This is a genomic window from Bacteroides sp. MSK.20.12, from assembly GCF_019052435.1.
Taxonomy (GTDB): Bacteria; Bacteroidota; Bacteroidia; order Bacteroidales; family Bacteroidaceae; genus Bacteroides; species Bacteroides xylanisolvens.
Genome location: NZ_JAHQVH010000012.1, coordinates 71,667 through 97,706, shown reverse-complemented (window position 1 = coordinate 97,706; position 26,040 = coordinate 71,667). Strand labels below are relative to the sequence as shown.

22 protein-coding genes are annotated in these 26,040 nt (G+C 43.3%); 19 read left to right on the top strand and 3 right to left on the bottom strand.

What is annotated here, in order from left to right; genetic code table 11:
- Nucleotides 1-24 precede the first annotated feature (24 nt).
- Nucleotides 25-456, bottom strand: coding sequence for a dUTP diphosphatase (gene dut / locus KTR06_RS08750; protein WP_004309527.1), 432 nt, complete (start codon nt 454-456; stop codon nt 25-27).
- A gap of 124 nt (nt 457-580) precedes the next feature.
- Between dut and KTR06_RS08745 the strand changes: the two genes are divergently transcribed.
- Nucleotides 581-1,927: a deoxyguanosinetriphosphate triphosphohydrolase gene (locus tag KTR06_RS08745; protein WP_008642786.1), complete on the top strand. Its 1,347-nt coding sequence runs from the start codon at nt 581-583 to the stop codon at nt 1,925-1,927.
- On the opposite strand, the gene KTR06_RS08740 is transcribed toward KTR06_RS08745, so the two are convergent.
- Both KTR06_RS08740 and KTR06_RS08735 read right to left on the bottom strand, forming a co-directional pair.
- A complete protein-coding gene (locus tag KTR06_RS08740) occupies nt 1,899-2,915 on the bottom strand; it encodes a GNAT family N-acetyltransferase (RefSeq protein ID WP_004315373.1) in 1,017 nt (338 codons plus the stop codon). The two genes, KTR06_RS08745 and KTR06_RS08740, sit on opposite strands and share 29 nt — an antisense overlap.
- Before the next feature lie 26 nt (nt 2,916-2,941).
- Entirely contained in the window at nt 2,942-3,760 is an 819-nt protein-coding gene (locus KTR06_RS08735) for a 1-acyl-sn-glycerol-3-phosphate acyltransferase (RefSeq protein WP_008642784.1), read from the bottom strand.
- A 258-nt stretch (nt 3,761-4,018) separates the two neighbouring features.
- Here KTR06_RS08735 and KTR06_RS08730 point away from each other — a divergent pair, with 258 nt between their 5' ends.
- The 18 genes from KTR06_RS08730 (at nt 4,019) to KTR06_RS08645 (ending at nt 26,040) form a co-directional block, all read left to right on the top strand.
- Complete coding sequence (locus KTR06_RS08730) at nt 4,019-4,522, top strand: RNA polymerase sigma factor (protein ID WP_217290216.1); 504 nt, start codon at nt 4,019-4,021, stop codon at nt 4,520-4,522.
- A gap of 463 nt (nt 4,523-4,985) precedes the next feature.
- Entirely contained in the window at nt 4,986-5,456 is a 471-nt protein-coding gene (gene mraZ, locus KTR06_RS08725) for a division/cell wall cluster transcriptional repressor MraZ (protein WP_004315379.1), read from the top strand.
- A complete protein-coding gene (rsmH, locus tag KTR06_RS08720; protein WP_049702259.1) occupies nt 5,443-6,357 on the top strand; it encodes a 16S rRNA (cytosine(1402)-N(4))-methyltransferase RsmH in 915 nt (304 codons plus the stop codon). The genes mraZ and rsmH overlap by 14 nt, the downstream gene beginning before the upstream one ends.
- Nucleotides 6,358-6,363: 6 nt before the next feature.
- Nucleotides 6,364-6,720, top strand: coding sequence for an FtsL-like putative cell division protein (locus KTR06_RS08715; protein WP_004315383.1), 357 nt, complete (start codon nt 6,364-6,366; stop codon nt 6,718-6,720).
- Between the two features lie 72 nt (nt 6,721-6,792).
- The gene (locus KTR06_RS08710) at nt 6,793-8,919 is read left to right on the top strand and encodes a penicillin-binding protein (protein WP_004315385.1); all 2,127 of its coding nucleotides are present in this window, start codon (nt 6,793-6,795) and stop codon (nt 8,917-8,919) included.
- Between the two features lie 29 nt (nt 8,920-8,948).
- The gene (locus tag KTR06_RS08705) at nt 8,949-10,397 is read left to right on the top strand and encodes a UDP-N-acetylmuramoyl-L-alanyl-D-glutamate--2,6-diaminopimelate ligase (RefSeq protein ID WP_217290228.1); all 1,449 of its coding nucleotides are present in this window, start codon (nt 8,949-8,951) and stop codon (nt 10,395-10,397) included.
- An 89-nt stretch (nt 10,398-10,486) separates the two neighbouring features.
- On the top strand, nt 10,487-11,755 hold the full coding sequence (locus KTR06_RS08700) for a phospho-N-acetylmuramoyl-pentapeptide-transferase (protein ID WP_004315389.1): 1,269 nt from the start codon (nt 10,487-10,489) through the stop codon (nt 11,753-11,755).
- 186 nt (nt 11,756-11,941) lie between these two features.
- Nucleotides 11,942-13,276 (top strand): UDP-N-acetylmuramoyl-L-alanine--D-glutamate ligase, encoded by a 1,335-nt coding sequence (murD, locus tag KTR06_RS08695; protein ID WP_004298208.1) that lies wholly within the window; start codon nt 11,942-11,944, stop codon nt 13,274-13,276.
- 32 nt (nt 13,277-13,308) lie between these two features.
- Nucleotides 13,309-14,631 carry an FtsW/RodA/SpoVE family cell cycle protein gene (locus tag KTR06_RS08690; RefSeq protein WP_217290215.1) on the top strand — a complete coding sequence of 441 codons (1,323 nt, stop codon included), beginning with the start codon at nt 13,309-13,311 and terminating at the stop codon, nt 14,629-14,631.
- A 60-nt stretch (nt 14,632-14,691) separates the two neighbouring features.
- On the top strand, nt 14,692-15,810 hold the full coding sequence (murG, locus tag KTR06_RS08685; protein WP_217290214.1) for an undecaprenyldiphospho-muramoylpentapeptide beta-N-acetylglucosaminyltransferase: 1,119 nt from the start codon (nt 14,692-14,694) through the stop codon (nt 15,808-15,810).
- 113 nt (nt 15,811-15,923) lie between these two features.
- Entirely contained in the window at nt 15,924-17,324 is a 1,401-nt protein-coding gene (murC, locus tag KTR06_RS08680) for a UDP-N-acetylmuramate--L-alanine ligase (RefSeq protein ID WP_004315394.1), read from the top strand.
- A 75-nt stretch (nt 17,325-17,399) separates the two neighbouring features.
- Entirely contained in the window at nt 17,400-18,137 is a 738-nt protein-coding gene (locus KTR06_RS08675; RefSeq protein ID WP_217290213.1) for a cell division protein FtsQ/DivIB, read from the top strand.
- Between the two features lie 99 nt (nt 18,138-18,236).
- Nucleotides 18,237-19,694: a cell division protein FtsA gene (ftsA, locus tag KTR06_RS08670; RefSeq protein WP_004315397.1), complete on the top strand. Its 1,458-nt coding sequence runs from the start codon at nt 18,237-18,239 to the stop codon at nt 19,692-19,694.
- A 125-nt stretch (nt 19,695-19,819) separates the two neighbouring features.
- Nucleotides 19,820-21,130, top strand: a complete 1,311-nt coding sequence (gene ftsZ, locus KTR06_RS08665) for a cell division protein FtsZ (RefSeq protein ID WP_004309506.1) — start codon at nt 19,820-19,822, stop codon at nt 21,128-21,130.
- A gap of 86 nt (nt 21,131-21,216) precedes the next feature.
- Nucleotides 21,217-21,666 (top strand): GatB/YqeY domain-containing protein, encoded by a 450-nt coding sequence (locus tag KTR06_RS08660; RefSeq protein ID WP_004324390.1) that lies wholly within the window; start codon nt 21,217-21,219, stop codon nt 21,664-21,666.
- Nucleotides 21,667-22,420: 754 nt separating this feature from the next.
- Nucleotides 22,421-24,115 carry a lipopolysaccharide assembly protein LapB gene (locus KTR06_RS08655; protein ID WP_118219548.1) on the top strand — a complete coding sequence of 565 codons (1,695 nt, stop codon included), beginning with the start codon at nt 22,421-22,423 and terminating at the stop codon, nt 24,113-24,115.
- A 160-nt stretch (nt 24,116-24,275) separates the two neighbouring features.
- Nucleotides 24,276-24,644, top strand: coding sequence for a DUF3244 domain-containing protein (locus KTR06_RS08650; RefSeq protein WP_004309503.1), 369 nt, complete (start codon nt 24,276-24,278; stop codon nt 24,642-24,644).
- 55 nt (nt 24,645-24,699) lie between these two features.
- Entirely contained in the window at nt 24,700-26,040 is a 1,341-nt protein-coding gene (locus KTR06_RS08645; RefSeq protein WP_004309501.1) for a hypothetical protein, read from the top strand.

The window sequence follows — 26,040 nt, the reverse complement described above, 5'->3', positions numbered from 1 at the left end:
TCTATTTTTTCGATTAAGCATTCATCATACTCCGGTATGTCCGAAGCCACCGGCTCCGCGTTCCGTTTCATCCAGCACCTCCACTTCCTGCCATACAGGCTGTTCGTGCTTTGCTATCACCATCTGCGCGATACGTTCGCCATCTTCAATAACAAAAGCCTCGGACGAGAGATTGACTAAAATGACACAAACTTCTCCACGATAATCCGCATCAATCGTACCCGGAGAATTAAGTACTGTGATACCTTTCTTTATCGCCAGCCCGCTACGCGGACGAACTTGCGCCTCAAATCCCTTCGGCAGAGCGATATACAATCCTGTCGGCACCAGACAACGTTGCAACGGTTCCAGTGTGATAGGTTCAGAAAGATTAGCACGGATATCCATTCCTGCGGACAATTCGGTGGCATAAGCCGGAAGCGGATGCTTCGATTTATTGATAACTTGAATATTCATAAATGCATGTTTACTATTTAACGGGCGAAAATACACATTTTGAACTGAAAAATAGTTAAGTTTGCAGTTAAATAATGTACCGTTCCCTAAATTGTAAATAGTAAATAGTCAAATCGTAAATAAAATGATGAATTGGAAACAACTAATATCAGCGAAACGTTTCGGGATGGAAGAATTCCATGAAGAACGACAGGAAAACCGATCCGAATTCCAACGGGACTATGACCGTCTCATTTTTTCGGCTCCTTTCCGCAGATTACAGAACAAGACGCAAGTATTCCCTCTTCCGGGCAGCGTTTTTGTACATAACCGACTTACGCACAGTCTCGAAGTAGCCAGCGTTGGGCGTTCACTCGGGGACGATGTTGCCAAAGCACTTCTGGAACGTCATCCGGAACTTCAAGATTCTTTCCTGCCGGAGATCGGTTCTATCGTCTCGGCCGCTTGCCTGGCACACGATTTGGGGAATCCGCCTTTCGGTCATTCAGGTGAAAAGGCTATTTCTACTTTTTTCTCTGAAGGAAAAGGAGTTCGCCTGAAAGAAAAGCAGCCGAACGGCGAGCAACTTTCTCCGATGGAATGGGAAGATTTGACACATTTTGAAGGAAATGCAAATGCGTTCCGAATACTGACACATCAGTTTGAAGGACGTCGCAAAGGCGGATTCGTCCTAACATATACCACTCTGGCTTCTATCGTGAAATATCCCTTTTCATCGAGCCTTGCAGGAACCAAATCAAAGTTTGGATTCTTTGTCAGCGAAGAAGAAAGTTTCCAAAAAATAGCAACTGAATTAGGACTGACCTTGCTCAACGAGCATCCTTTGAAGTATGCACGCCACCCACTAGTCTATTTAGTGGAAGCGGCAGACGATATTTGCTATCAGATGATGGATATTGAGGATGCATATAAGCTGAAGATTCTCACCACTGAAGAAACCAAAGAACTATTAATGACCTATTTCAGCGAAGAGCGGCAGGAACATCTCCGGAAAACATTCCTGATTGTCAACGATGTCAACGAGCAAATCGCCTACCTGCGTTCTTCCGTCATCGGTTTATTGATCCGGGAGTGTACCCGTGTCTTTTTAGATCATGAACAAGAAATACTGTCCGGCACGTTCGAAGGATCACTAATCAAGCGCATAGCCGAACGTCCGGCAGCAGCCTACAAACACAGCGTCGAAGTATCTATCAATAAAATCTACCGTTCACGGGACGTGCTGGATATCGAGCTAGCGGGATTCCGCATCATTAGTACCTTACTCGAATTGATGATAGACGCCGTAACCTCACCCGAAAAGGCTTATTCCAAACTCCTGATCGACCGGGTTTCCAGTCAATACAATATAAATTCGCCCGTACTCTATGAAAGAATACAGGCGGTACTTGACTATATATCGGGAATGACCGACGTCTTTGCTCTTGATCTTTATCGTAAAATTAACGGGAACAGTCTGCCTGCGGTGTAACCACTTTAGGAGTAAAAACCTCTTCCCCTTCACAAGAAGACAATCTCAACGCATCCGGATGGCTTTCAATAAACGTCTGGATGTGTCGAATTCGTTTATCTTCAAGAATTTCGTCTACAGCAATCAGGATACCGGTTTCTTCCACATCACCGAACTCGTAATTGACAGCTGTTCCGAACATACGCATCGTAGGGCTTAAGCTCATATACGCATTTACCAACGGAGGAATATTATAGCCCAATTTACGGATTTCACAATTCAATATCTTATAGTCCTCTTTAAAAGTACTCTTGCAGAACAATGCGTTCAACTCTTCTTCGGAAGTCTCAAGTTGCAGAGGCTCAATCGGAGTAACAAGTTTCTCTTTATCATAAAAATGTTTCTTGAGGAAATGAAGAATCATATCACGGCCACGACGATGGTAGCTAGGATACATGGTCACCTTACCAAAGAAATACTTCACATTCGGCATAACCACGGTCAACGCTCCCAACCCGTCCCACAGATTATCCAAAGCGAACAATCCTTTGCTTCCGGCACGGGTAGACTGATATTCAAGCGTAACAAACGAACGCCCCAGCTCAATTGTCTGCGGCAGGTATTCTTTAATAAAAGCATCAGAAAAATGAAACATGTGGGAAGTAGCCAGAATTGGCGCGCCTTTTTCATCAAAACGCACGTCCGTACCAAGCAGATACCGGTAACCACCCAGAATTTCTTCCGCTTCCGGATTCCATACGATCAACTGCTTGTAGGGGTGTTCCATCGTGTCGTATTCATCAATATCCATTGACAGACCTGTACCTCCACCAGCAGCACGGAAAGCTATTTCACGCAAACGACCAATCTCTCTCATTACATTAGGAGCATTCTGATGAGTAATAATATAAATCTGATTATTACTCTTATTCGTCATTCGTAAGCGTTTGTCTTCCGTCAATTCTGCCTTCAGCAGTTCTTTGCTTACCGGTTTAATAATCTCTTCCATATTCCTTGTTATAGTTGTTCTATCAGTTACAGTTTATAAACAATATCCTTTACATATTCAGCCCACTGCGCAGGGGTTTTCGATTTATCAAAAGTCTGCCAGGGTATGGGTTTGCCAAAAGTGACAGTAAAAGTTTTGTGGCGATTCTTAAACATTTCATCCGCAAGATACAACATAGCGATGTTAAACTTGATACCCAATGCCTTGCAAATATTTGCCAGGTTGTAGAAGAAATCAGAATTCCTGCCTCCAAAATGCACGGGTATTACATCACGTTTTGCTTGTATGCTCTTTACTACAAATGTCTTTTTCCATTCCAGATCACGAATGACTCCATTCTGACGACGCGAACACAGTCCGGCAGGGAACATTATCAGCTGGTCATCCGACTGAAATCCGGCTTCCACCATTTTCGGGAAGTCTTTTGCCTGTTTGCCGGTTTTATTAATAGGTATGCAAAGGGGAGCCAATCCGCGTAGATTCATCAACAAATCATTCACCAGGTATTTCACTTTCCCGTCATAGTGCTTTCCCAACACATAACCAAGCGCAACACCATCCTGTCCGCCTAACGGATGATTGGACACAAAAGTATACAATCCATCCTTAGGCAAATTCTCAATGCCTTTTACGTCCACTTTCGCATCCAAAAAGCCCATACATGCCTCCAGAAAGTCCACACCCAATCTATCCTTCGACTCATTCAGGAATACATTAATCTCATCCTGATGAACAATTTTCTTCAGATAAGAAACCACGAATTTAGGGATGTACTTATAATGCTTCGGAGCCTTTGTCCGAAGTATCTTATCGACATCAATCAAAAATAAAGAGTCATCAGTCATTCTTTTCAAATAAAAATGATGGCACAAAATTAACGGTTCTTTTTTATTAATCGCAATAATTTGGTAGAAAATGCAGGATTTAAGTTCAGAAGATAAAAAAATACCACCCAAAAACTATCAAAAACAACCTAAAAACTATCCGCGGATAGTTTTCGGGCATAAAAACGTCGGATTTACCCCTATCAGGTTCCAGAAATTCACGTAAACTTGCAACATCGAAAATAACAAACGAATATTCACCTTTAAAAAGCAACACATATGAAAAGTTTAAGCTTCAGAAAAGATTTAGTAGGAGTACAAGATGAATTACTACGCTTCGCTTATAAACTGACAACTGACCGTGAAGAAGCAAACGATTTGTTGCAGGAGACATCATTAAAAGCATTAGATAATGAAGATAAATATACCCCTGATACAAATTTCAAAGGATGGATGTATACCATCATGCGCAACATATTTATAAACAACTACCGCAAGGTAGTCCGCGACCAGACATTCGTCGATCAGACGGATAATCTTTATCATCTGAATTTACCACAGGACGGAAGTTCAGAAAACACAGAAAGAGCATACGACCTGAAAGAGATGCACCGTGTAGTCAACAAACTCCCCAAAGAATACAGAGTTCCGTTCGCCATGCACGTTTCAGGATTCAAATACCGTGAGATTGCGGAAAAGCTGAACCTCCCGCTAGGTACAGTAAAAAGCCGTATTTTCTTCACGCGCCAGAAATTACAGGAAGAATTGAAAGACTTCCGCTAGACCTTAACTATATAAATTGGTGATCTCGGATCACATACTTCTTTAATACAGATTTTCAGTTGTGATAATGATTAAAAGGCAGAAATACTCCGGTATATTCTGCCTTTTCTTTTATTACTAGGATTAGTTGCACGACACCCGGGTGTCAGCATGCACAACACCCGGGTCTCGGTATGTATGACACCCGGGTCTTAGTATGCCTGACACCCGGGTGTCGTACAAGTTCCTATTGCATCAAAAAGAAGTCTCCGCTACCACATTATTTAAATTTTACCTATACAGACATTTTTTTCGTTTCACCGTCACAAGCTCCCCACCAGTAAAGCATTCTCAAAGCCGCATCATTTTCAAGCAAATAGACATTTAACATTCTGTTGAAAACTTCTCTGAAAGTTTTTTATGGAAAGTTGTGGGGAATTGTGGGGAATTTCATACTTTTACGGTCGCTTATTATAATAAGGTAATGATACGTTTTTTAGGAAATATTGAAGCCAGGGCGGACGCCAAAGGAAGGGTGTTCATACCCGCTACCTTCAGGAAGCAACTACAAGCAGCTTCCGAAGAGAGGCTTATTATGCGTAAAGACGTATTTCAGGACTGTTTGACCCTGTACCCCGAGAGCGTGTGGAACGAGGAGTTGAACGAGCTTCGCAGCAGGCTGAACAAATGGAACAGCAAACACCAACTCATTTTCAGACAGTTTGTGAGCGACGTTGAAGTGGTGACACCTGACAGCAACGGACGTATATTAATCCCCAAACGATATTTGCAGATTTGCAGTATTCATGGAGATATACGTTTTATCGGCATCGACAATAAGATAGAGATCTGGGCGAAAGAGCGGGCAGAACAGCCTTTCATGTCGCCTGAAGAGTTCGGTGCAGCATTAGAAGAAATTATGAACGATGATAATAGACAAGATGGAGAAAGATGAATTGACATACCATGTACCTGTATTGCTGAAAGAAAGCGTTGACGGGATGAATATCCAACCGGACGGAACGTATGTAGACGTTACATTCGGAGGAGCGGGACATTCGCGCGAGATACTTTCACGACTCGGAGAAGGCGGACGTTTATTGGGATTCGACCAGGACGAGGACGCTGAACGGAACATTGTCAACGATCCTCACTTCATCTTCGTGCGCAGCAACTTCCGTTACCTGCAAAATTTCCTGCGCTATCACAACATCGAGCAGGTGGATGCAATCCTGGCCGACCTCGGCGTATCATCCCATCATTTCGATGATAGCGAACGCGGCTTTTCTTTCCGTTTCGACGGAGCGCTGGATATGCGTATGAACAAGCGTGCCGGAATTACGGCAGCAGACATCGTGAATACTTACGAGGAAGAACGTCTTGCAAACCTCCTCTACCTGTACGGAGAGCTGAAGAATAGCCGCAAACTGGCTTCTGTCATCGTTAAAGCCAGAAGCGGGCAGTACATCCGGACTATCGGTGAGTTTCTGGAAATCATCAAACCGCTTTTCGGTCGTGAACGCGAAAAGAAAGAGCTGGCAAAAGTGTTCCAGGCACTGCGGATCGAAGTAAATCAAGAGATGGAAGCGCTGAAAGAGATGTTGCTGGCAGCTACGGAAGCATTAAAGCCGGGCGGCAGACTGGTGGTAATCACTTATCATTCATTGGAAGACCGCATGGTGAAAAACATCATGAAGACGGGCAACGTAGAAGGAAAAGCAGAATCCGACTTCTTCGGAAATCTGCAAACGCCTTTCCGCCTTGTCAATAATAAGGTAATCGTTCCCGACGAGGCAGAAATAGAACGGAACCCACGGTCGAGAAGTGCCAAATTACGAATTGCAGAAAAGAAATAGAAAGATATGGAAGAAGAAGTAGTAAATAAGAAAACAGAAGAGGGCAAGAAGAAAAACCGCACCTCGCTGAAGAGTATTCTGGGTGGAGACATTCTGGCTACCGATTTTTTCCGCCGTCAAACGAAGTTGCTGGTACTTATCATGGTATTCATCATCTTCTACATTCACAATCGTTATGCCAGTCAACAGCAACAGATCGAGATAGACCGGCTGAAAAAGGAATTGATAGACATTAAATACGACGCACTGACGCGCAGCTCGGAACTGATGGAGAAGAGCCGCCAGTCACGCATTGAAGATTATATATCAAATAAGGAAAGCGATTTGCAAACATCAACCCATCCTCCTTACCTTATTAAATAAGTGGAGAGTGGAGAGTTGAGAATTGAGAGTTTTTAAAAGACAAATACTGTGGCAGTTAATAAAAAGAACATAATGACCCGTTACTTCTTCGTCATCCTGTTGATGGCGTTGATAGGAATAGCTATTGTTGTAAAAGCAGGCATCACCATGTTTGCCGAACGACAATACTGGCAGGATGTGGCTGATCGTTTCGTAAAAGAGAATGTGACGGTGAAACCTAATCGCGGAAACATTATTTCTTCTGACGGTAAACTGATGGCCAGTTCGCTACCCGAGTACAGAATCTATATGGACTTTATGTCCGGTGAGAAGGACGAAAAACGCAGACGGAAAGATCAGGCACGCCGGGACTCCATCCTCAATGCCAATATGGATTCCATCTGTATCGGACTTCACAAAATATTCCCGGACAGGAGTGCAGCCCAATTCAAAGCACACCTCAAGAAAGGACGCCAGGCAAAAAGCCGTAATTATCTGATTTATCCGAAACGTATTTCCTATATACAATATAAAGAGGTAAAGAGACTGCCCGTCTTCTGTTTGAACCGGTATAAAGGCGGATTTAAAGAATTAGCATACAATCAGCGCAAGAAACCTTTCGGTTCACTGGCTGCCCGTACGCTGGGAGATGTGTATGCAGATACAGCCAAAGGAGCCAGAAATGGTATCGAACTTGCTTTCGACACTATCCTGAAAGGACGGGACGGACTGACGCACCGCCAAAAAGTGATGAACAAATACCTGAACATTGTCGATGTGCCGCCGGTTGACGGTTGCGATTTGATTAGTACCATTGACGTAGGCATGCAGGATATTTGCGAGAAAGCATTGGTAGACAAGCTGAAAGAGCTGAATGCCAGCGTAGGCGTGGTGGTATTGATGGAAGTAGCTACCGGAGAAGTGAAAGCGATCGTCAACATGATGCAAGGTAAGGACGGCGAGTATTACGAAATGCGTAACAATGCCATCAGTGATATGCTTGAGCCGGGGTCCACTTTCAAGACGGCTTCTATTATGGTAGCTCTCGAAGACGGCAAGATTACTCCGGACTATGTGGTAGACACCGGCAACGGACAGATGCCGATGTACGGACGTGTCATGAAAGACCACAACTGGCACCGTGGAGGATATGGGAAGCTGACTGTTACAGAAATTCTGGGAGTTTCGTCCAACGTCGGTACCTCTTATATTATAGATCATTTCTATGGTAGCAATCCACAGAAATTCGTAGACGGGTTAAAACGGATGAGTATCGACCAACCGCTCCACCTACAGATTTCAGGAGAAGGGAAGCCGAATATCCGTGGTCCGAAAGAACGTTATTTTGCAAAGACCACTTTGCCGTGGATGAGTATCGGATATGAGACACAGGTTCCACCAATCAATATTCTGACGTTCTACAACGGAATAGCCAACAATGGAGTCAGTGTACGTCCGAAATTTGTCAAAGCTGCCGTGAAAGACGGGGAAGTCGTGAAAGAATATCCGACAGAGGTTATCAATCCTAAGATTTGTTCGGATAAGACTTTGGCACAAATTCGTGAAATACTGCGGAAAGTGGTTGGTGAGGGACTTGCCAAGCCTGCAGGGAGTAAGCAGTTCCACGTTTCAGGCAAAACGGGAACGGCGCAGATTTCACAGGGGGCAGCCGGATACAAAACGGGAAGAACGAATTACCTGGTTAGTTTCTGCGGATATTTTCCGTCAGAGGCACCTAAATATAGTATGATTGTCTCTATCCAGAAACCGGGCTTGCCGGCTTCGGGAGGTTTGATGGCAGGTAGTGTATTCAGCAAGATTGCAGAAAGAGTGTATGCCAAAGACCTGCGGTTGCCGCTTACCAATGCGATTGACACCAATTCCGTAGTCATTCCGAATGTAAAAGCCGGAGAGATGCGCGAAGCTCAACGGGTATTGGAGGAGCTGGAGATTAATATACAAGGTAAAGTTGCCGATTCAGGAAAAGAAGTGTGGGGGAATACGCACGTTGCTCCGCAAGCTGTGGTTCTTGAAAGCCGAAGCAATATGCAGAACTTTGTGCCGAGCGTGATAGGTATGGGAGCGAAAGATGCTGTCTACTTGTTGGAAAGCAAAGGATTGAAAGTCAATCTGGTCGGGGTAGGCAAAGTGAAAAGCCAGTCGATAGCCAATGGAACCATCGTAAAGAAGGGACAGACGGTGACGCTGACGCTAAAGTAAAAATTAAAGATTAAAAATTAAATAGAGTGATGTTATTAAAGGAGTTACTGAAAGCGATCCAACCGGTAGAGGTAGCCGGAGATTCAGACATAGAAATCACCGGAGTCAATATTGACTCCCGTCTAGTGGAAGCCGGCCAACTGTTCATGGCAATGCGCGGCACACAAGCCGACGGCCACGCCTACATACCTGCTGCCATAGCGAAAGGAGCGACTGCTATCCTCTGCGAGGATATGCCGGAAGAGCCTGTTGCGGGGATCACTTATATACAAGTCAAAGACAGTGAAGATGCAGTAGGAAAGATTGCTACTACTTTCTACGGCGACCCCACTTCCAAGATGGAATTGGTTGGTATTACCGGAACGAACGGAAAAACAACAATCGCCACCTTATTATATAATACATTCCGTTATTTCGGATATAAGGTAGGATTGATTTCTACCGTTTGCAATTATATCGACGATGAACCGATCCCGACAGAGCATACCACGCCCGATCCCATCACGTTGAACCGTCTATTGGGACGAATGGCGGATGAAGGATGCAAATATGTTTTCATGGAAGTCAGTTCACACTCCATTGCACAGAAACGTATCAGCGGATTAAAGTATGCAGGAGGGATCTTTACCAATCTGACCCGCGACCATCTCGACTATCATAAAACAGTAGAGAATTATCTGAAAGCAAAGAAGAAGTTCTTTGACGATCTGCCGAAAAGCGCATTCAGCCTGACTAATCTGGACGATAAGAACGGACTGGTGATGACACAGAACACACGTTCTAAGGTCTATACTTATTCATTGAGAAGCCTTTGTGACTTTAAAGGGCGGGTATTGGAGTCTCATTTTGAAGGAATGTTGCTCGACTTCAACAACCATGAATTGGCAGTTCAGTTTATCGGTAAGTTCAATGCTTCCAATTTGCTGGCAGTATTCGGGGCAGCCGTTCTGTTGGGCAAGAAAGAAGAAGAGGTGCTTGTGGCCCTTAGCACGCTTCATCCGGTAGCCGGACGTTTCGATGCGGTCCGTTCTCCACAGGGAGTTACAGCGATTGTAGATTATGCGCATACTCCGGATGCTCTTATTAATGTATTGAATGCCATACATGGAGTACTTGAAGGAAAAGGAAAAGTGATTACAGTGGTGGGTGCCGGCGGCAACCGTGATAAGGGCAAACGTCCCATCATGGCAAAGGAAGCTGCTAAAGCCAGCGACCGCGTCATCATCACTTCAGACAATCCGCGCTTCGAAGAGCCGCAAGACATCATCAACGATATGCTTGCCGGACTGGATGCGGAGGATATGAAGAAAACACTAAGCATTGCCGACCGTAAAGAAGCAATTCGCACGGCTTGTATGCTGGCAGAAAAAGGAGATGTGATTCTCGTTGCCGGAAAAGGACACGAGAATTACCAGGAGATAAAAGGAGTAAAACATCATTTTGACGATAAAGAAGTACTCAAAGAAATTTTTAAATAATGAATAGATTGTGCTAATATGCCGACTGGCTCCGGTATTCATCCGGCAGAAGCGACATAGCAACACATCAATAAATTGGCAAATTATTTATGTTATATTATCTATTTGAATGGCTGCAAAAGCTCAATTTTCCAGGAGCGGGAATGTTCGGATATACTTCATTCCGTGCTTTGATGGCGGTGATCCTCGCGTTACTTATTTCAAGTATCTGGGGAGACAAGTTCATCAACCTACTCAAAAGGAAACAAATCACAGAAACGCAGCGTGATGCTAAAACGGACCCGTTCGGCGTCAACAAAGTAGGCGTGCCGAGCATGGGAGGTGTTATCATCATCGTAGCCATCCTGATTCCTTGTCTGTTGCTGGGTAAACTGCATAATATATATATGATACTGATGCTGATAACCACCGTATGGTTGGGATCGCTCGGCTTCGCAGACGACTATATCAAGATCTTTAAAAAAGACAAAGAAGGTTTGCATGGCAAGTTCAAGATTATCGGTCAGGTCGGTTTGGGTTTAATTGTCGGAATGACTCTGTATCTAAGCCCGGACGTAGTGATCCGTGAGAATATCGAAGTTCATAATCCGGGACAGGAGATGGAAGTGATACACGGAACCAATGATTTGAAATCGACCCAGACAACGATTCCTTTTTTCAAGAGCAATAACCTTGATTATGCCGATTTGGTTTCTTTCATGGGCGAGCATGCGCAAACAGCCGGATGGATTTTGTTCGTCATCGTCACAATCATCGTGGTTACCGCCGTATCAAACGGTGCCAACCTGAATGACGGTATGGACGGAATGGCGGCCGGAAACTCGGCCATTATCGGCGCAACGCTGGGGATATTGGCGTATGTATCGTCGCATATCGAATTCGCAGGCTATCTGAACATCATGTATATTCCGGGTTCGGAAGAACTGGTAATCTATATCTGTGCCTTCATCGGTGCGCTTATCGGTTTCTTATGGTACAATGCTTATCCGGCACAAGTATTTATGGGAGACACAGGTAGCCTCACCATTGGCGGTATCATCGCAGTGTTCGCCATCATCATTCACAAAGAGTTGCTGATACCGATTCTTTGCGGTGTATTCCTGGTAGAGAATCTGTCGGTAATCCTGCAACGGGCTTATTATAAGGCAGGAAAGCGGAAAGGTGTAAAACAACGTTTGTTCAAGCGCACACCGATTCACGATCATTTCCGTACTTCAATGAGTCTGATCGAGCCGGGATGTACGGTGAAATTCACCAAGCCCGACCAGCTGTTCCACGAATCAAAGATTACCGTCCGTTTCTGGATTGTAACGATTGTATTGGCGGCAATAACAATTATAACGCTAAAAATAAGATAGAATGAAGGCACGGATTACACAGATTAACGCAGTGTTAACTGCATTATCCCTTAAAACCGTGAAATCCGCGTCATCCGTGCCTTCATTAAAAATATAGAGAGCATTAACCCGATTATTAACTTTTAAAAGATGTGCGCAGCTAATAGATAAATCAATCGATTAGAAAACAAGGGCACATTATTGTAGATGAAAAGAATTGTAATTTTAGGAGCTGGCGAAAGCGGTGCAGGTGCAGCCGTACTCGCAAAAGTAAAAGGATTTGAGACGTTTGTTTCGGACATGTCCGCCATCAAGGACAAATATAAGGAACTTCTCGACAGCCATCAGATTGCCTGGGAAGAAGGACACCATACCGAAGAGCTCATTCTGAATGCCGACGAGGTTATCAAAAGCCCCGGTATCCCGAATGATGCCCCAATCATCCTGAAACTGAAAGCTCAAGGCACACCGGTGATCTCCGAGATTGAGTTTGCCGGGCGCTATACTGATGCCAAAATGATCTGTATTACAGGTTCTAACGGAAAGACTACAACAACTTCCCTGATCTACCACATTTTCAAAAGCGCAGGTCTGAACGTAGGTTTGGCAGGCAACATCGGCAAAAGTCTTGCTTTGCAGGTAGCCGAAGATTACCATGACTATTATATTATCGAACTTAGCTCTTTCCAGCTGGATAATATGTATAACTTCCGTGCGAACATCGCCGTATTGATGAACATCACTCCGGACCATCTTGATCGCTACGACCACTGTATGCAGAATTACATCGACGCTAAATTCCGCATTACCCAAAACCAAACTCCGGACGATGCTTTCATCTTCTGGAATGACGACCCGATCATCAGACAAGAACTGGCGAAACATGGTCTGAAAGCTCACCTTTATCCTTTTGCCGCTGTAAAAGAAGACGGAGCTATCGCATACGTAGAAGACCACGAAGTGAAAATCACCGAACCGATTGCCTTCAACATGGAGCAGGAAGAACTGGCTCTGACAGGGCAACATAACTTATATAATTCTTTAGCCGCCGGTATCTCGGCAAACCTTGCCGGCATCGCCAAAGAAAACATCCGTAAAGCCCTCTCCGACTTTAAGGGAGTAGAGCATCGGTTGGAAAAGGTGGCACGTGTCCGCGGAATTGATTTCATCAACGACTCTAAAGCAACGAATGTCAACTCCTGCTGGTATGCCCTGCAAAGCATGACTACCAAAACGGTGTTGATCCTCGGTGGTAAAGATAAAGGCAACGACTATACTGAAATTGAAGACCTTGTACGCGAAAAGTGTTCGGCACTGGTATACCTGGGACTTCACAACGAAAAACTTCACGAATTCTTCGATCGTTTCGGCCTGCCCGTAGCAGACGTACAAACCGGAATGAAGGATGCCGTAGAAGCTGCCTACAAACTGGCAAAGAAAGGTGAAACAGTATTATTGAGCCCTTGCTGCGCCTCTTTCGACCTCTTCAAGAGCTATGAAGACCGTGGCGACCAGTTTAAGGAATGTGTCCGTGCCCTTTAATTTCTAATTATTAATTTTTAATTGCTACAAGATTGGATTTATTAAAGAACATATTCAAAGGTGACAAGGTAATCTGGATTATCTTCCTCTGTCTCTGCCTCATCTCTATTATCGAGGTGTTCTCGGCAGCGTCGACACTGACTTACAAAAGTGGCGACCATTGGGGACCGATTACACAACACTCCATCATCCTGATGGTAGGTGCTGTGGTAGTAGTGTTTCTGCATAATGTTCCCTACAAATGGTTCCAGGTATTTCCGGTCTTTTTGTATCCGATTTCCCTGGTTCTATTGGCATTTGTCACGCTGATGGGTATCATCACAGGGGACCGTGTCAACGGGGCAGCCCGTTGGATGACCTTTATGGGATTACAGTTCCAGCCTTCGGAATTGGCAAAGATGGCGGTTATCATTGCCGTCTCATTCATCCTGTCCAAAAGGCAGGACGAATACGGAGCCAACCCGAACGCCTTCAAATATATCATGATCCTCACCGGACTGGTATTCCTGCTTATCGCACCGGAAAACCTTTCGACAGCCATGCTGCTTTTCGGAGTAGTATGCATGATGATGTTTATCGGCCGGGTGTCAGCAAAAAAGCTATTCGGAATGTTGGGAATATTGGCACTTGTGGGCGGTGTTGCCGTAGGTATACTGATGGCTATTCCCGCTAAAACACTGCATAACACTCCGGGACTTCACCGTTTCGAAACGTGGCAGAATCGTGTTTCCGGCTTCTTTGAGAAGGAGGAAGTGCCGGCTGCCAAATTTGATATTGACAAAGATGCACAGGTGGCGCATGCACGCATCGCTATTGCTACCAGCCATGTAGTCGGCAAAGGTCCGGGAAACTCGATACAACGTGACTTCCTTAGTCAGGCATTCTCCGATTTTATCTTTGCGATTGTGATTGAAGAAATGGGATTGATCGGAGGAATATTTGTGGTGTTCCTCTATCTATGGCTGCTGATGCGAGCCGGACGAATCGCCCAGAAATGCGAGCGAACCTTCCCCGCCTTTCTCGTTATGGGCATTGCGTTGCTACTGGTGTCGCAAGCAATACTGAATATGATGGTTGCCGTCGGATTATTCCCCGTCACCGGCCAGCCCCTGCCTTTGGTCAGCAAAGGAGGTACAAGTACGTTAATCAACTGCGCTTATATCGGTATGATATTAAGTGTAAGCCGATATACCGCCCATCTGGAAGAACAAAAAGCGCACGATGCACAGCTCCAACTGCAATTAGAGGCAGATGCAGCTGCAAGTTCCGAGGCACAGACTGCCGCCGAACCGACAGCACAGATTCTGAACAGCGATGCCAAGTTTGAAGATGAGCATGATATTGATAAACGGTAAGTGATGAACGGTGAGTGGTGAACGAAAAACGTTGAACAGCGGATAGAAAAAAGAATTAGGATGAAAAAAGAACTTAGAATTATTATCAGTGGTGGAGGAACAGGAGGGCATATCTTTCCTGCCGTCTCTATCGCAAACGCTATAATAGAGCTACGCCCCGACGCAGAAATTCTCTTTGTAGGTGCTGAAGGACGTATGGAAATGCAACGGGTTCCCGATGCAGGCTACCGTATTATCGGGCTTCCGATTGCCGGATTCGACCGCAAACGTTTATGGAAAAATGTATCTGTATTGATTAAACTGATGCGCAGCCAGTGGAAAGCACGCAAAGTTATCAAGGACTTCCGCCCACAAGTGGCGGTAGGCGTAGGCGGATATGCAAGCGGACCTACATTGAAGACTGCCGGAATGATGGGAGTGCCGACATTAATCCAGGAACAAAACTCTTATGCCGGAGTGACCAATAAGCTCCTGGCACAGAAAGCAAAAGTGATTTGTGTAGCTTATGACGGAATGGAAAAGTTTTTCCCTGCCGACAAAATTATTATGACGGGGAATCCTGTCCGCCAAAACCTGACAAAGGATATGCCGTCTAAAGAAGAAGCATTGCGCTCCTTCAACTTACAGTCAGGCAAAAAAACGATTCTGATTGTAGGCGGCAGTCTGGGTGCACGTACCATCAACAATACGCTGACAGCCGGACTGGCAACCATCAAAGAAAACACGGACGTGCAATTCATCTGGCAAACGGGCAAATACTACTACCCGCAAGTGAAAGAAGCCGTGAAAGCTGCAGGTACACTTCCGAACCTATATGTAACGGATTTCATCAAAGACATGGCAGCCGCATACGCAGCAGCCGATCTTGTGATTTCCCGTGCAGGGGCAGGTTCTATTTCAGAGTTCTGCCTGTTACATAAACCTGTTATCTTAGTGCCTTCGCCCAACGTAGCGGAAGACCATCAGACTAAGAATGCCTTAGCATTGGTGAACAAACAGGCAGCTATCTACGTCAAAGATAGTGAAGCGGAAACAACCTTGATGGATGTAGCATTATCCACCGTCAATGACGAACAGAAACTGAAAGAACTGACAGAGAATATCGCCAAGCTGGCTTTGCCCGATTCTGCGAGAATCATCGCACAGGAGGTTATCAAACTGGCGGAAGCAAAGAGCTGATAAACAGAAGCAAAAAACAGATAAATAGATTATCGGATTACACACAGGTTGAAGTAGCGGTATAGCTCCGGGATCAAACGACGTAATCCGTACTAAAATAAAAAACAGAAGAAATGAATATAGAAACGATAAAATCAGTCTATTTCGTAGGTGCCGGCGGCATCGGTATGAGTGCACTTGTACGCTACTTCCTCTTCAAAGGAAAGATAGTGGCCGGATACGACCGTACCCCTACTCCATTGACTGAAACCCTGATCGCTGAAGGTGCACAAATACATTATGAAGAAAACGTCGACCTGATTCCCGAAGCCTGCAAAGACAAAGAAAGCACGTTAGTCATATACACGCCCGCCGTTCCGCAGGAACATGAAGAAATCGTTTATTTCCGCAACAACGGATTCGAAATACAGAAACGCGCCCAAGTATTGGGAACAATTACCCATTCGAGCAAAGGTCTATGCGTGGCAGGTACTCACGGAAAAACAACCACATCGACAATGACAGCCCATTTGCTCCATCAATCGCACGTGGAATGTACCGCTTTTCTCGGAGGAATCTCGAAGAACTACGGCACCAACCTGCTACTCTCTCAAACAAGCCCTTACACGGTGATTGAAGCAGATGAGTTCGACCGTTCTTTCCACTGGCTGTCGCCCTATATGACCGTAATTACATCTACCGACCCCGATCATTTGGACATCTACGGCACAGAACAAGCCTACCTGGAAAGTTTCGAGCATTATACCACGCTTATCCAACCGGGTGGCGCACTGATTATCCGCAAAGGCATCTCCCTGCAACCCAAAGTGCAGCCGGGTGTTCGTGTCTATACTTACTCACGTGACGAAGGCGACTTCCATGCAGAAAATATCCGCATCGGAAACGGAGAAATATTCATCGACTTTGTTGCCCCGGACACCCGTATCAACGATATTCAACTGGGAATTCCAGTTAGCATCAACATAGAAAACGGCGTAGCCGCCATGGCATTGGCACACCTTAACGGGGTGACCGATGAAGAAATAAAAAGAGGCATGGCAAGTTTCCGCGGAGTAGACCGCCGGTTCGACTTCAAGATCAAGAACGACCGTATCGTCTTTTTGAGTGACTACGCCCACCACCCCTCTGAAATCAAACAGAGCGTGTTGTCTATGCGCGAACTTTACAAGGACAAGAAGATCACAGCCATCTTCCAGCCGCATCTCTACACCCGCACCCGCGACTTCTATCAAGATTTTGCCGATAGCCTGTCGCTACTCGACGAAGTGATTCTGGTAGACATCTATCCAGCACGTGAAGCACCGATTCCGGGCGTCACCAGCAAACTGATTTATGACAATCTCCGTCCGGGCATTGAAAAAAGTATGTGCAAAAAGGAAGATATACTGAACATTCTGAAAGATAAAAACATTGAAGTATTAATCACTTTGGGGGCTGGAGACATCGACAACTATGTCCCTGAAATAAAGGAACTATTAGAAACAAAAAAATTAAGAATGAATAATGAAGAATGAAGAATCTCTATCCAGCGTATTGATGCGCAGCAATTCTTCATTCTTCATTCTTAATTCTTCATTAATAAAAAAACTATGGTAAAGAGAATCCTTCTATCCATCGTCATGCTGGTGCTTATAGCCTACCTCGCCGTAGCTATCACCGCATTCAACCGCAAGTCTGCCGACCAGACTTGCCGTGACATGGAATTGGTTATCAAGGATACCGCATACGCCGGCTTCATCACCAAAGAAGAGCTGAAAGGTATCCTTCAGCACAAAGGGATCTACCCCATCGGGAAGAAGATGGAGCGCATCTCCACCAAGTCACTGGAACGGGAGCTAAGCAAACATCCGTTGATTGACGAAGCCGAATGTTACAAAACACCCAGCGGCAAAGTATGCGTGGAAGTGACACAACGTATCCCTATTCTTCGGGTGATGAGCTCCAACGGTCAGAATTACTACCTTGACAACAAAGGAACCGTCATGCCACCGGATGCAAAATGCGTCGCTCACCGGGTAATTGTCACCGGAAACGTAGAAAAGTCGTTTGCAATGAAGGATTTATATAAGTTTGGTGTATTTTTGCATAATAATAAATTCTGGGACGCCCAGATAGAACAGATTCATGTGTTGCCCGACCAGAACATCGAATTGGTGCCGCGTGTGGGAGACCATCTCGTCTATCTCGGAAAACTGGAAAACTTTGAAGATAAACTGGCACGTTTGAAGGAGTTCTACAAGAAAGGACTCAACCGGGTAGGCTGGAACAAATATTCGCGTATCAATCTCGAATTCAACAACCAGATTATCTGCACCAAACGAGAATAGATAATAAATGATAGTTGATAATTGATAGTTGACAGATGAGGAGTGAACAATCTTTTTTCAATCGTAAATTGTAAATCGTAAAATCGTAAATAAATATATATGGCAACAACAGAATTTATCGCCGCTATTGAACTTGGTTCATCGAAGATAACCGGTGTGGCCGGAAGAAAGAACAGTGACGGAAGTATGCAGGTATTAGCGTATGCCCAGGAAGACTCTTCTACGTTTATTCGTAAAGGAGTTATTTTCAATCTGGACAAAACAGCGCAAAGCCTGACCTCGATCATCAACAGACTGGAAGGTGAGTTGAAAAACTCAATTGCCAAGGTATATGTAGGCATCGGCGGACAATCACTCCGCACAGTCCGCAATGTAGTAAGCCGCGACCTGGAAGAAGAAGCCATCATATCCGAAGAACTTGTAAGCGCTATCGGTGATGAGAACATTGCCATCCCGGTGGTTGATATGGATATACTGGACGTAGCTCCGCAAGAATACAAGGTGGGCAATAATCTGCAAGCCAACCCGGTAGGTCTGGTAGGAAGCCACATCGAAGGACGTTTCCTCAACATCGTTGCCCGTGCTTCCGTACGCAAGAATCTGGAGCATTGCTTCCAGCAGGCAAAAATCGACATTGCCGACCAACTGATCGCCCCGCTAGTAACAGCCAATGCCGTACTGACAGAAAGCGAACGCCGTTCGGGTTGTGCACTGATCGACTTCGGAGCAGATACGACTACCATCTCTGTATATAAGAATAACATTCTCCGCTTCCTCACCGTATTACCTTTGGGAGGCAACAGCATCACGCGTGACATCACCACCCTGCAAATGGAGGAAGAAGAAGCCGAACGCCTGAAAAAAGCCTATGGTGACGCCCTCTACGAAGAAGATCCCGAACAAGAGGAAGAAGCTACCTGCAAACTGGAGGATGACAACCGTATCATCAAAGTGGCAGACCTTAATAATATCATCGAAGCCCGTGCCGAAGAAATCGTTGCCAACGTATGGAACCAGATTCAGCTATCCGGCTACGAAGACAAACTGCTGGCAGGACTTATCCTAACAGGAGGAGCCGCCAACCTGAAGAACTTGGACGAAACCTTGCGCAAACGCAGCAAGATAGAAAAGATACGGATGGCGAAACTTCCACGCAATACGGTCCATGCCCCCAACAATATACTAAAAAAAGACGGTTCACAGAACACATTGTTCGGTCTACTGTTTGAAGGGAACCAAAACTGTTGCCTGACTGAAACCGCCCCGCAAGCTGCTGCTCCTGTACCGCCAGTCTCCAAACCGGAGCCGGAAGTGCATAGGACCGCAGACATATTTGAAGACGACCAGGAGCTGAAGGAACAGGCCCGCCTCGCCCGCCTCAAGAAAGAGGAAGAAGAGCGTGAAGCCAAGTTAGCTGCCAAAGAAGCGGAAAAACTTCGCAAGCAAAAGGAAAAGGAAGAGAAGGAAAGACGGAAAAGAGAAGCCGGTCCGAGCTGGATTCAGCGCAAGATCGACTCGTTGACGAAAGAAATCTTCTCCGACGACGATATGAAGTGAGTTATGATTTATGAATTATGATTTATGAGTTGGCTGCGCGCTATATCATAAATCATAACTTATAAATCAAGATTCAAAAATCAGAGTTCAGAAACCAGAAATCATAAATCAGAAATCATATTATTATGGACGAGATAGTACAATTCGATTTCCCGACAGATTCACCGAAAATCATCAAAGTGATTGGTGTAGGTGGTGGTGGTGGTAACGCTGTAAACCACATGTACCGGGAAGGCATCCATGATGTAACGTTCGTTCTTTGCAACACGGACAACCAGGCATTGGCCGAATCACCTGTCCCGGTGAAACTGCAACTGGGCCGTAGCATCACGCAAGGGCTTGGAGCCGGCAACCGTCCCGAACGGGCACGCGACGCCGCTGAAGAAAGTATAGAAGATATCAAGGCACAACTGAACGACGGCACCAAGATGGTATTCATCACCGCCGGAATGGGAGGAGGAACCGGAACAGGAGCTGCCCCGGTCATCGCCCGCATTGCGAAGGAAATGGATATTCTGACTGTCGGTATCGTCACCATCCCCTTTATCTTCGAGGGAGAAAAGAAAATCATCCAGGCACTGGACGGCGTCGAACGTATCGCCCAGCACGTTGATGCCCTATTGGTTATCAACAACGAACGCCTGCGCGAAATATACGCCGACCTTACCTTTATGAATGCCTTCGGCAAAGCCGATGACACTCTTTCCATCGCTGCCAAGAGTATTGCCGAGATTATCACCATGCGTGGTACGGTCAACCTCGACTTTGCCGATGTGAAAACCATCCTGAAAGATGGCGGAGTAGCGATCATGAGTACCGGATTCGGCGAAGGAGAAAATCGTGTGACGAAAGCAATCGACGATGCCCTGCATTCTCCGTTGCTCAACAACAACGATATTTTCAATGCCAAGAAGGTTATGTTGAACGTTTCTTTCTGCCCGTCATCCGAGTTGATGATGGAGGAGATGAACGAGATACACGAGTTCATGAGCAAATTCCGCGAAGGAGTGGAAGTGATCTGGGGTGTTGCCATCGACAACTCACTGGATACAAAAGTAAAGATCACCGTACTGGCAACCGGATTCGGTGTAGAAGACGTCCCCGGAATGGACAGCCTGCACGCTGCACGCAGCCAGGAAGAGGAAGAACGCCAACTGCAACTGGAAGAAGAGAAAGAGAAGAACAAAGAACGTATCCGCAAGGCATACGGAGAAAGTGCCAGCAATATCGGAAGCAAGAGCCTCCGCAAACGCCGTCACATCTATCTTTTCAACACGGAAGATTTGGACAACGACGATATCATCGCCATGGTAGAAGATTCTCCCACGTACATGCGTGATAAGACGACTCTTACTAAAATCCGGACAAAAGCTGCATTGGAAGAAGAAGTGGCAACAGAAGAAGCTACGGATGATAACGGCGTAATTACATTCTAAACAAAGAGTTTAAGAACGAAAATTATAGTCCCACAGCATCAGGCTTCAGATCTAATTTTTAATCTTCAATTTATAATTATAATAGTATGGATTTATTCGATCAAGTCAGCGAAGACATTAAAAACGCAATGAAGGCGAAAGATAAAGTAGCCCTCGAAACTTTGAGAAATATAAAGAAGTTCTTCCTCGAAGCTAAGACAGCTCCGGGAGCTAACGATATATTGACAGATGATGCCGCTTTGAAGATTATCCAGAAACTTGTAAAACAAGGAAAAGATTCTGCTGAAATCTATATCGGACAGGGTCGCCAGGACTTGGCTGACGTAGAATTGGGTCAGGTAGCCGTTATGGAAAAATACCTGCCGAAACAGATGAGTGCCGAAGAACTGGAAGCTGCTTTGAAGGAAATCATCGCAGAGACAGGTGCTACGAGCGGTAAAGACATGGGTAAGGTCATGGGAGTTGCCTCCAAGAAGCTGGCAGGACTTGCAGAAGGACGTGCCATTTCCGCAAAAGTAAAAGAGCTTTTGGGATAACTTCCGGAACTTCCACAGAACCTTTTAGTGTTCGATTTTATCTTGCATCTTACACTAACCAGAGTTTATCTATTTGATTAATAGCAGTATAAACCTGTGCAAGATACCGTTGCAGATGCGTGCAAGATGTTTTATCTTACACACATCTGCAACTTTTCTTTAAACATGACATTCACCTCCTTCACCACTCTGAAACATCAATGAATAAAGGGATTTCGGGTGAAGGGCTGCCTTTCACATAGGTTTCACCCGATTCACTATACCTTTCTGCCGAATTTTGATTAATAGACTGATTCCAATCTATTAGATATAAACTTATTCTCTATTGATGCCAAACTTCCTTTTCACTAATAGAAAAGATTACTAACATTAAAGGCAATCTCTAAATGAAGCTTTTGTTTTTATAAACAAAGCTTTCATTTATAAAATCAAAAGCTTCATTTATATAATTGCAACTTGCAATTATAGATTGCGATTAATGAAAAACAAGTTTAGAATTATAGTAAAGTAATTTAGGTATTAATAGAAAGGAACTTTTCTCACTATAAATAAGAAAGAGTCTATTAATAGCTGGGAAATAATCAAATTAGATCACATGAACTTAATAAAGTAAAAGCAGATTTGAAATTAATTTAATGTATGATATAGACAGTACTAATTATTATTTCCCCGAACTAAAATAATCTCCCTATAAAAGAGCATAATATAGAAAATAAAGATTACTTTTACAATGAAACTAAACCACGACAGACAAATGAGAAAGAGTATTGCTATAATTATAACATCTATATTAGTGCTATCAGGATGCAACAAACAACAATCCGTATCTGACAGACTACTAAATGAAGTAGGAAAGGCCATTGCCATAAATCCTGACAGTGCATCCAACCTACTAAAAGGTATATCATCTCCTGAAAAACTAGACAACAAAACCTTTGCACGCTGGTGTATGTTATCAGGAAAGATTACAGACGAAATTTTTAATAGCATCCTACCAACTTACCAATTAGAAAGAGCCTATGACTGGTATTCCTCACATGGTAGCCCTGACGAACAAGTGCAAATCTTGATTTATTTAGGTCGATCCTATTTTGCTGATGGAGATTATGATAAAGCAATGTCTATTTATACCAATGCACTGGACATTGCAGAAAAGAATAAGCTTAATAACCTCACCGGATATACATATAGCTATATAGGCGATTTATATGGAGAGAAATTCATGCGGACAGAAGCTATCAAAAGATATAAGGCTGCTGCCGAATGCTTCAAAAAAGAAAATAATACAGATAGCTATGCTTGCGCATTAAGAGATGTAGGACGCGAATATGCATGCATAGACTCGTTATCACGCGCTTTAAAAATTCTAACTATAGCTGATTCTGTAGCACGTAATACTAAAAATATCGAAGTCACTGCATCAATAGACAATGCCTTAGGGAATATTTATGCAATGCAAAATAAATATGATAAAGCTGAAGAATACTTTCTCAAAGCATTGGTAGGAAGAGAAACAATGCCCGATTATATGGCACTGATAGACTTATATATTGCATCGGGGGCTATTAACAAAGCACAAGAGCTACTATCCAAAATACCACAAGATAATCCAAAGTATACATACAGCATTAAATATTTATACTACCAAATCTATAATGAAGAAAAGAATTATAAAGAAGCTCTTACTAATCTGAAAGAATACGTCGAAATAACTGATTCAATCATATATGCTGATAACCAATCTAAGATATTGAACATAGAGTCTAAATATAATCATTTAAAGATCAGCAAAGAAGTAGATAGATTAAAAATTAAACAGCAAAGCTACATTATAGTTTTAGTTATATGCATTGGAATCCTATTATTAATAATAATAGGATATCTACTATATCGAAAGAAAGCAAAAGAGAAAATCCAAAGACAACAAGAAGAGTTGAACCGAATAAAGACAGATTTGCTTTATGTTTCTTTAGAACTGGAAAAGAAAAAAAGATTGTTAGATACATTTAAGGAGAAAAATGAGAGCTATGAGGAAATGCAGGAAGAAATAAGTCTCCTAACCACCAACTATAAACAATTGCAAAATAAAATTCTAGAGAATTCACCTTTACATAAAGAACTAATACACCTAGCCAACCAAAATAAGCCCAGAAATAACAAGCCATTAATAACAGACAAGCAATGGAAACTCATTGCAGATGAAATAACATATATTTATCCGAATTTACGTAAATACATATATAGTCGATGCCCAGATTTACCAGAGCAAGACTTTTGGTATTGCTGTTTATATATATCAGGGTTTGACACTAACACAGAAGCAAAGTTACTAAACATTACAGTCGACTCAGTAAGAAAAAAAAGACTCAGACTTAGACAAAAACTGAATATAATATTACCAGATAATAATGCTACATTGTATGATTATTTAATTGAAAACATGCACTAATATCCTCTTCTTAGGAAGAAATAATCAGCAACATAAAAGGATGTCCACGCAAAACATCATAAGCGACTGATTATCAAGCACTGTTTGTCCACGCTGAAAAACTTCTTTTATTTGCATTCCCCCTCATATCTCCATAAATTTGCAAAAAACAATCAAAGATATGAGAAAACTAAGCATTTTACTATTATTAATTGGCATTCCATTCATGATAATAGAAGCCAATAATCTATCAACACAAAGAACTAAAATTATAAGATGGCATAAATGCCAAAAAACACCAAATTCTATCCCAATAGAAGCTACCCAAGACGAAAACTCTATTGAAGTTCGTTTTCTTGAAGACATCGACGATCAAGTTACTTTCCAAGTAAAAGATCAACTGGGAAATATTATCTTCCAAGATGTGATATTAACTCCTAATGAGCAAAAAACTTATAAGATTGATTTGAAAGGCTACAGAGTCGGTCATTATGAACTTCTCTACATAGAAAAAGACATAACTTTCATTGGAGAGTTTGAAATCGAATAATCAACGATAAATAATAAAAATATCAAACTTTATAAACCCTATAAAACTAATAATTATGGGAAACATTTTTAGATTCTTATTGGTGCTGCCTTGCATCACCTTGTTATTGTACTCTTGCGAAAGTGAGATTGAAAATGAGATCCAGTCATCTACAGAAAAACTGAACTTATCAGGATTGGAATCGGATAGCCTTCAATTAGAAAGTTATGAATTGTCTGAAATGACAGATGAGCTAAAAGCATTAAAAGAAAGGATAGATGAACTAAAGAAAGCGAAGACACGATCAGTAGCTTCAAGTAACTATAGCCAATATTTTTCAGAAAATATGTGGGCTATTAGAGAGTTACCCTTCACACTTAGCACTGGAGGTGGATATTTATCATGTACTGGTTGGGGACAGAGAGTGACCTATGAGGGATATAATCCTGGCTCTTATGGTAAATTCTATGTCCAAATTCCCTCATCAATTACCGGCATACCCTATTTAATTTATTCAAACTACTCGAAAACTCGTCTAGCTGTAGGACATTACACTAGTAATCCGGAATCAAAAATATTACTTGCAATGAGCAGTAATTCCACTACAGGAGCCATGGATTCCTGGGACATTATACCTGCTACTAATAATCCAGGAACTTATGTCCTTCAAAATGAGCTATATCTTGGCCAAGGAAGTAGTGGTTCATGGTGGGATGTATTCAATTATGTGGTAGATATACAAGCTAATAATGTTGGTTTCAGCCAATATACACAAAGAGCCCAACAGGAATTTACTATCACCCCTGATGCTGTATTCACACTGAAAAGCCTAGAATTTATCAATCCATATTCCGCAACTGTGACCCAAAGGGAGAATGTCTCTATCAAACGAGCCATAACAAACTCTTCATCCCAATTTATACGAGAGAACCTCGTATTTGAAAAGGCTATACAAGAGGACTCCTATTTTAAAGAAGAAAAGGGAATAGCATTTAAGGTTCCAGCTTCAGATATGCTATTTGCACGCCCTACAGTTACATTAGGAGAAATAGATCTTGTTCCTAATGCAAGTATACCAATTGATACAAAATACCAGCCCAATGTACGCAGAGTAATGGAAAATACATTAAAGCATATAGAACCTGTCAAAGTTTCTCCACGTACAAAACTCACGGTGACCTATTATTTTAAAGAGTATGATGTATCAGTAGACTATGTTGCCACAATTGAATATAAAGAAAAAGATAAAGATGCTAGAATAGCCAAATTGCCTGGACGTTGGAGCGGAAGGATTCATGTAGATGAAATATCCGATGTTGATTTAGAAGAGACAAACTTGGATACTCAACAAAGTGTAAAAAGAAGAGTGAACACCAGAAATGCAAGTCAATCATCACCAATCATATTAAAAAAATAG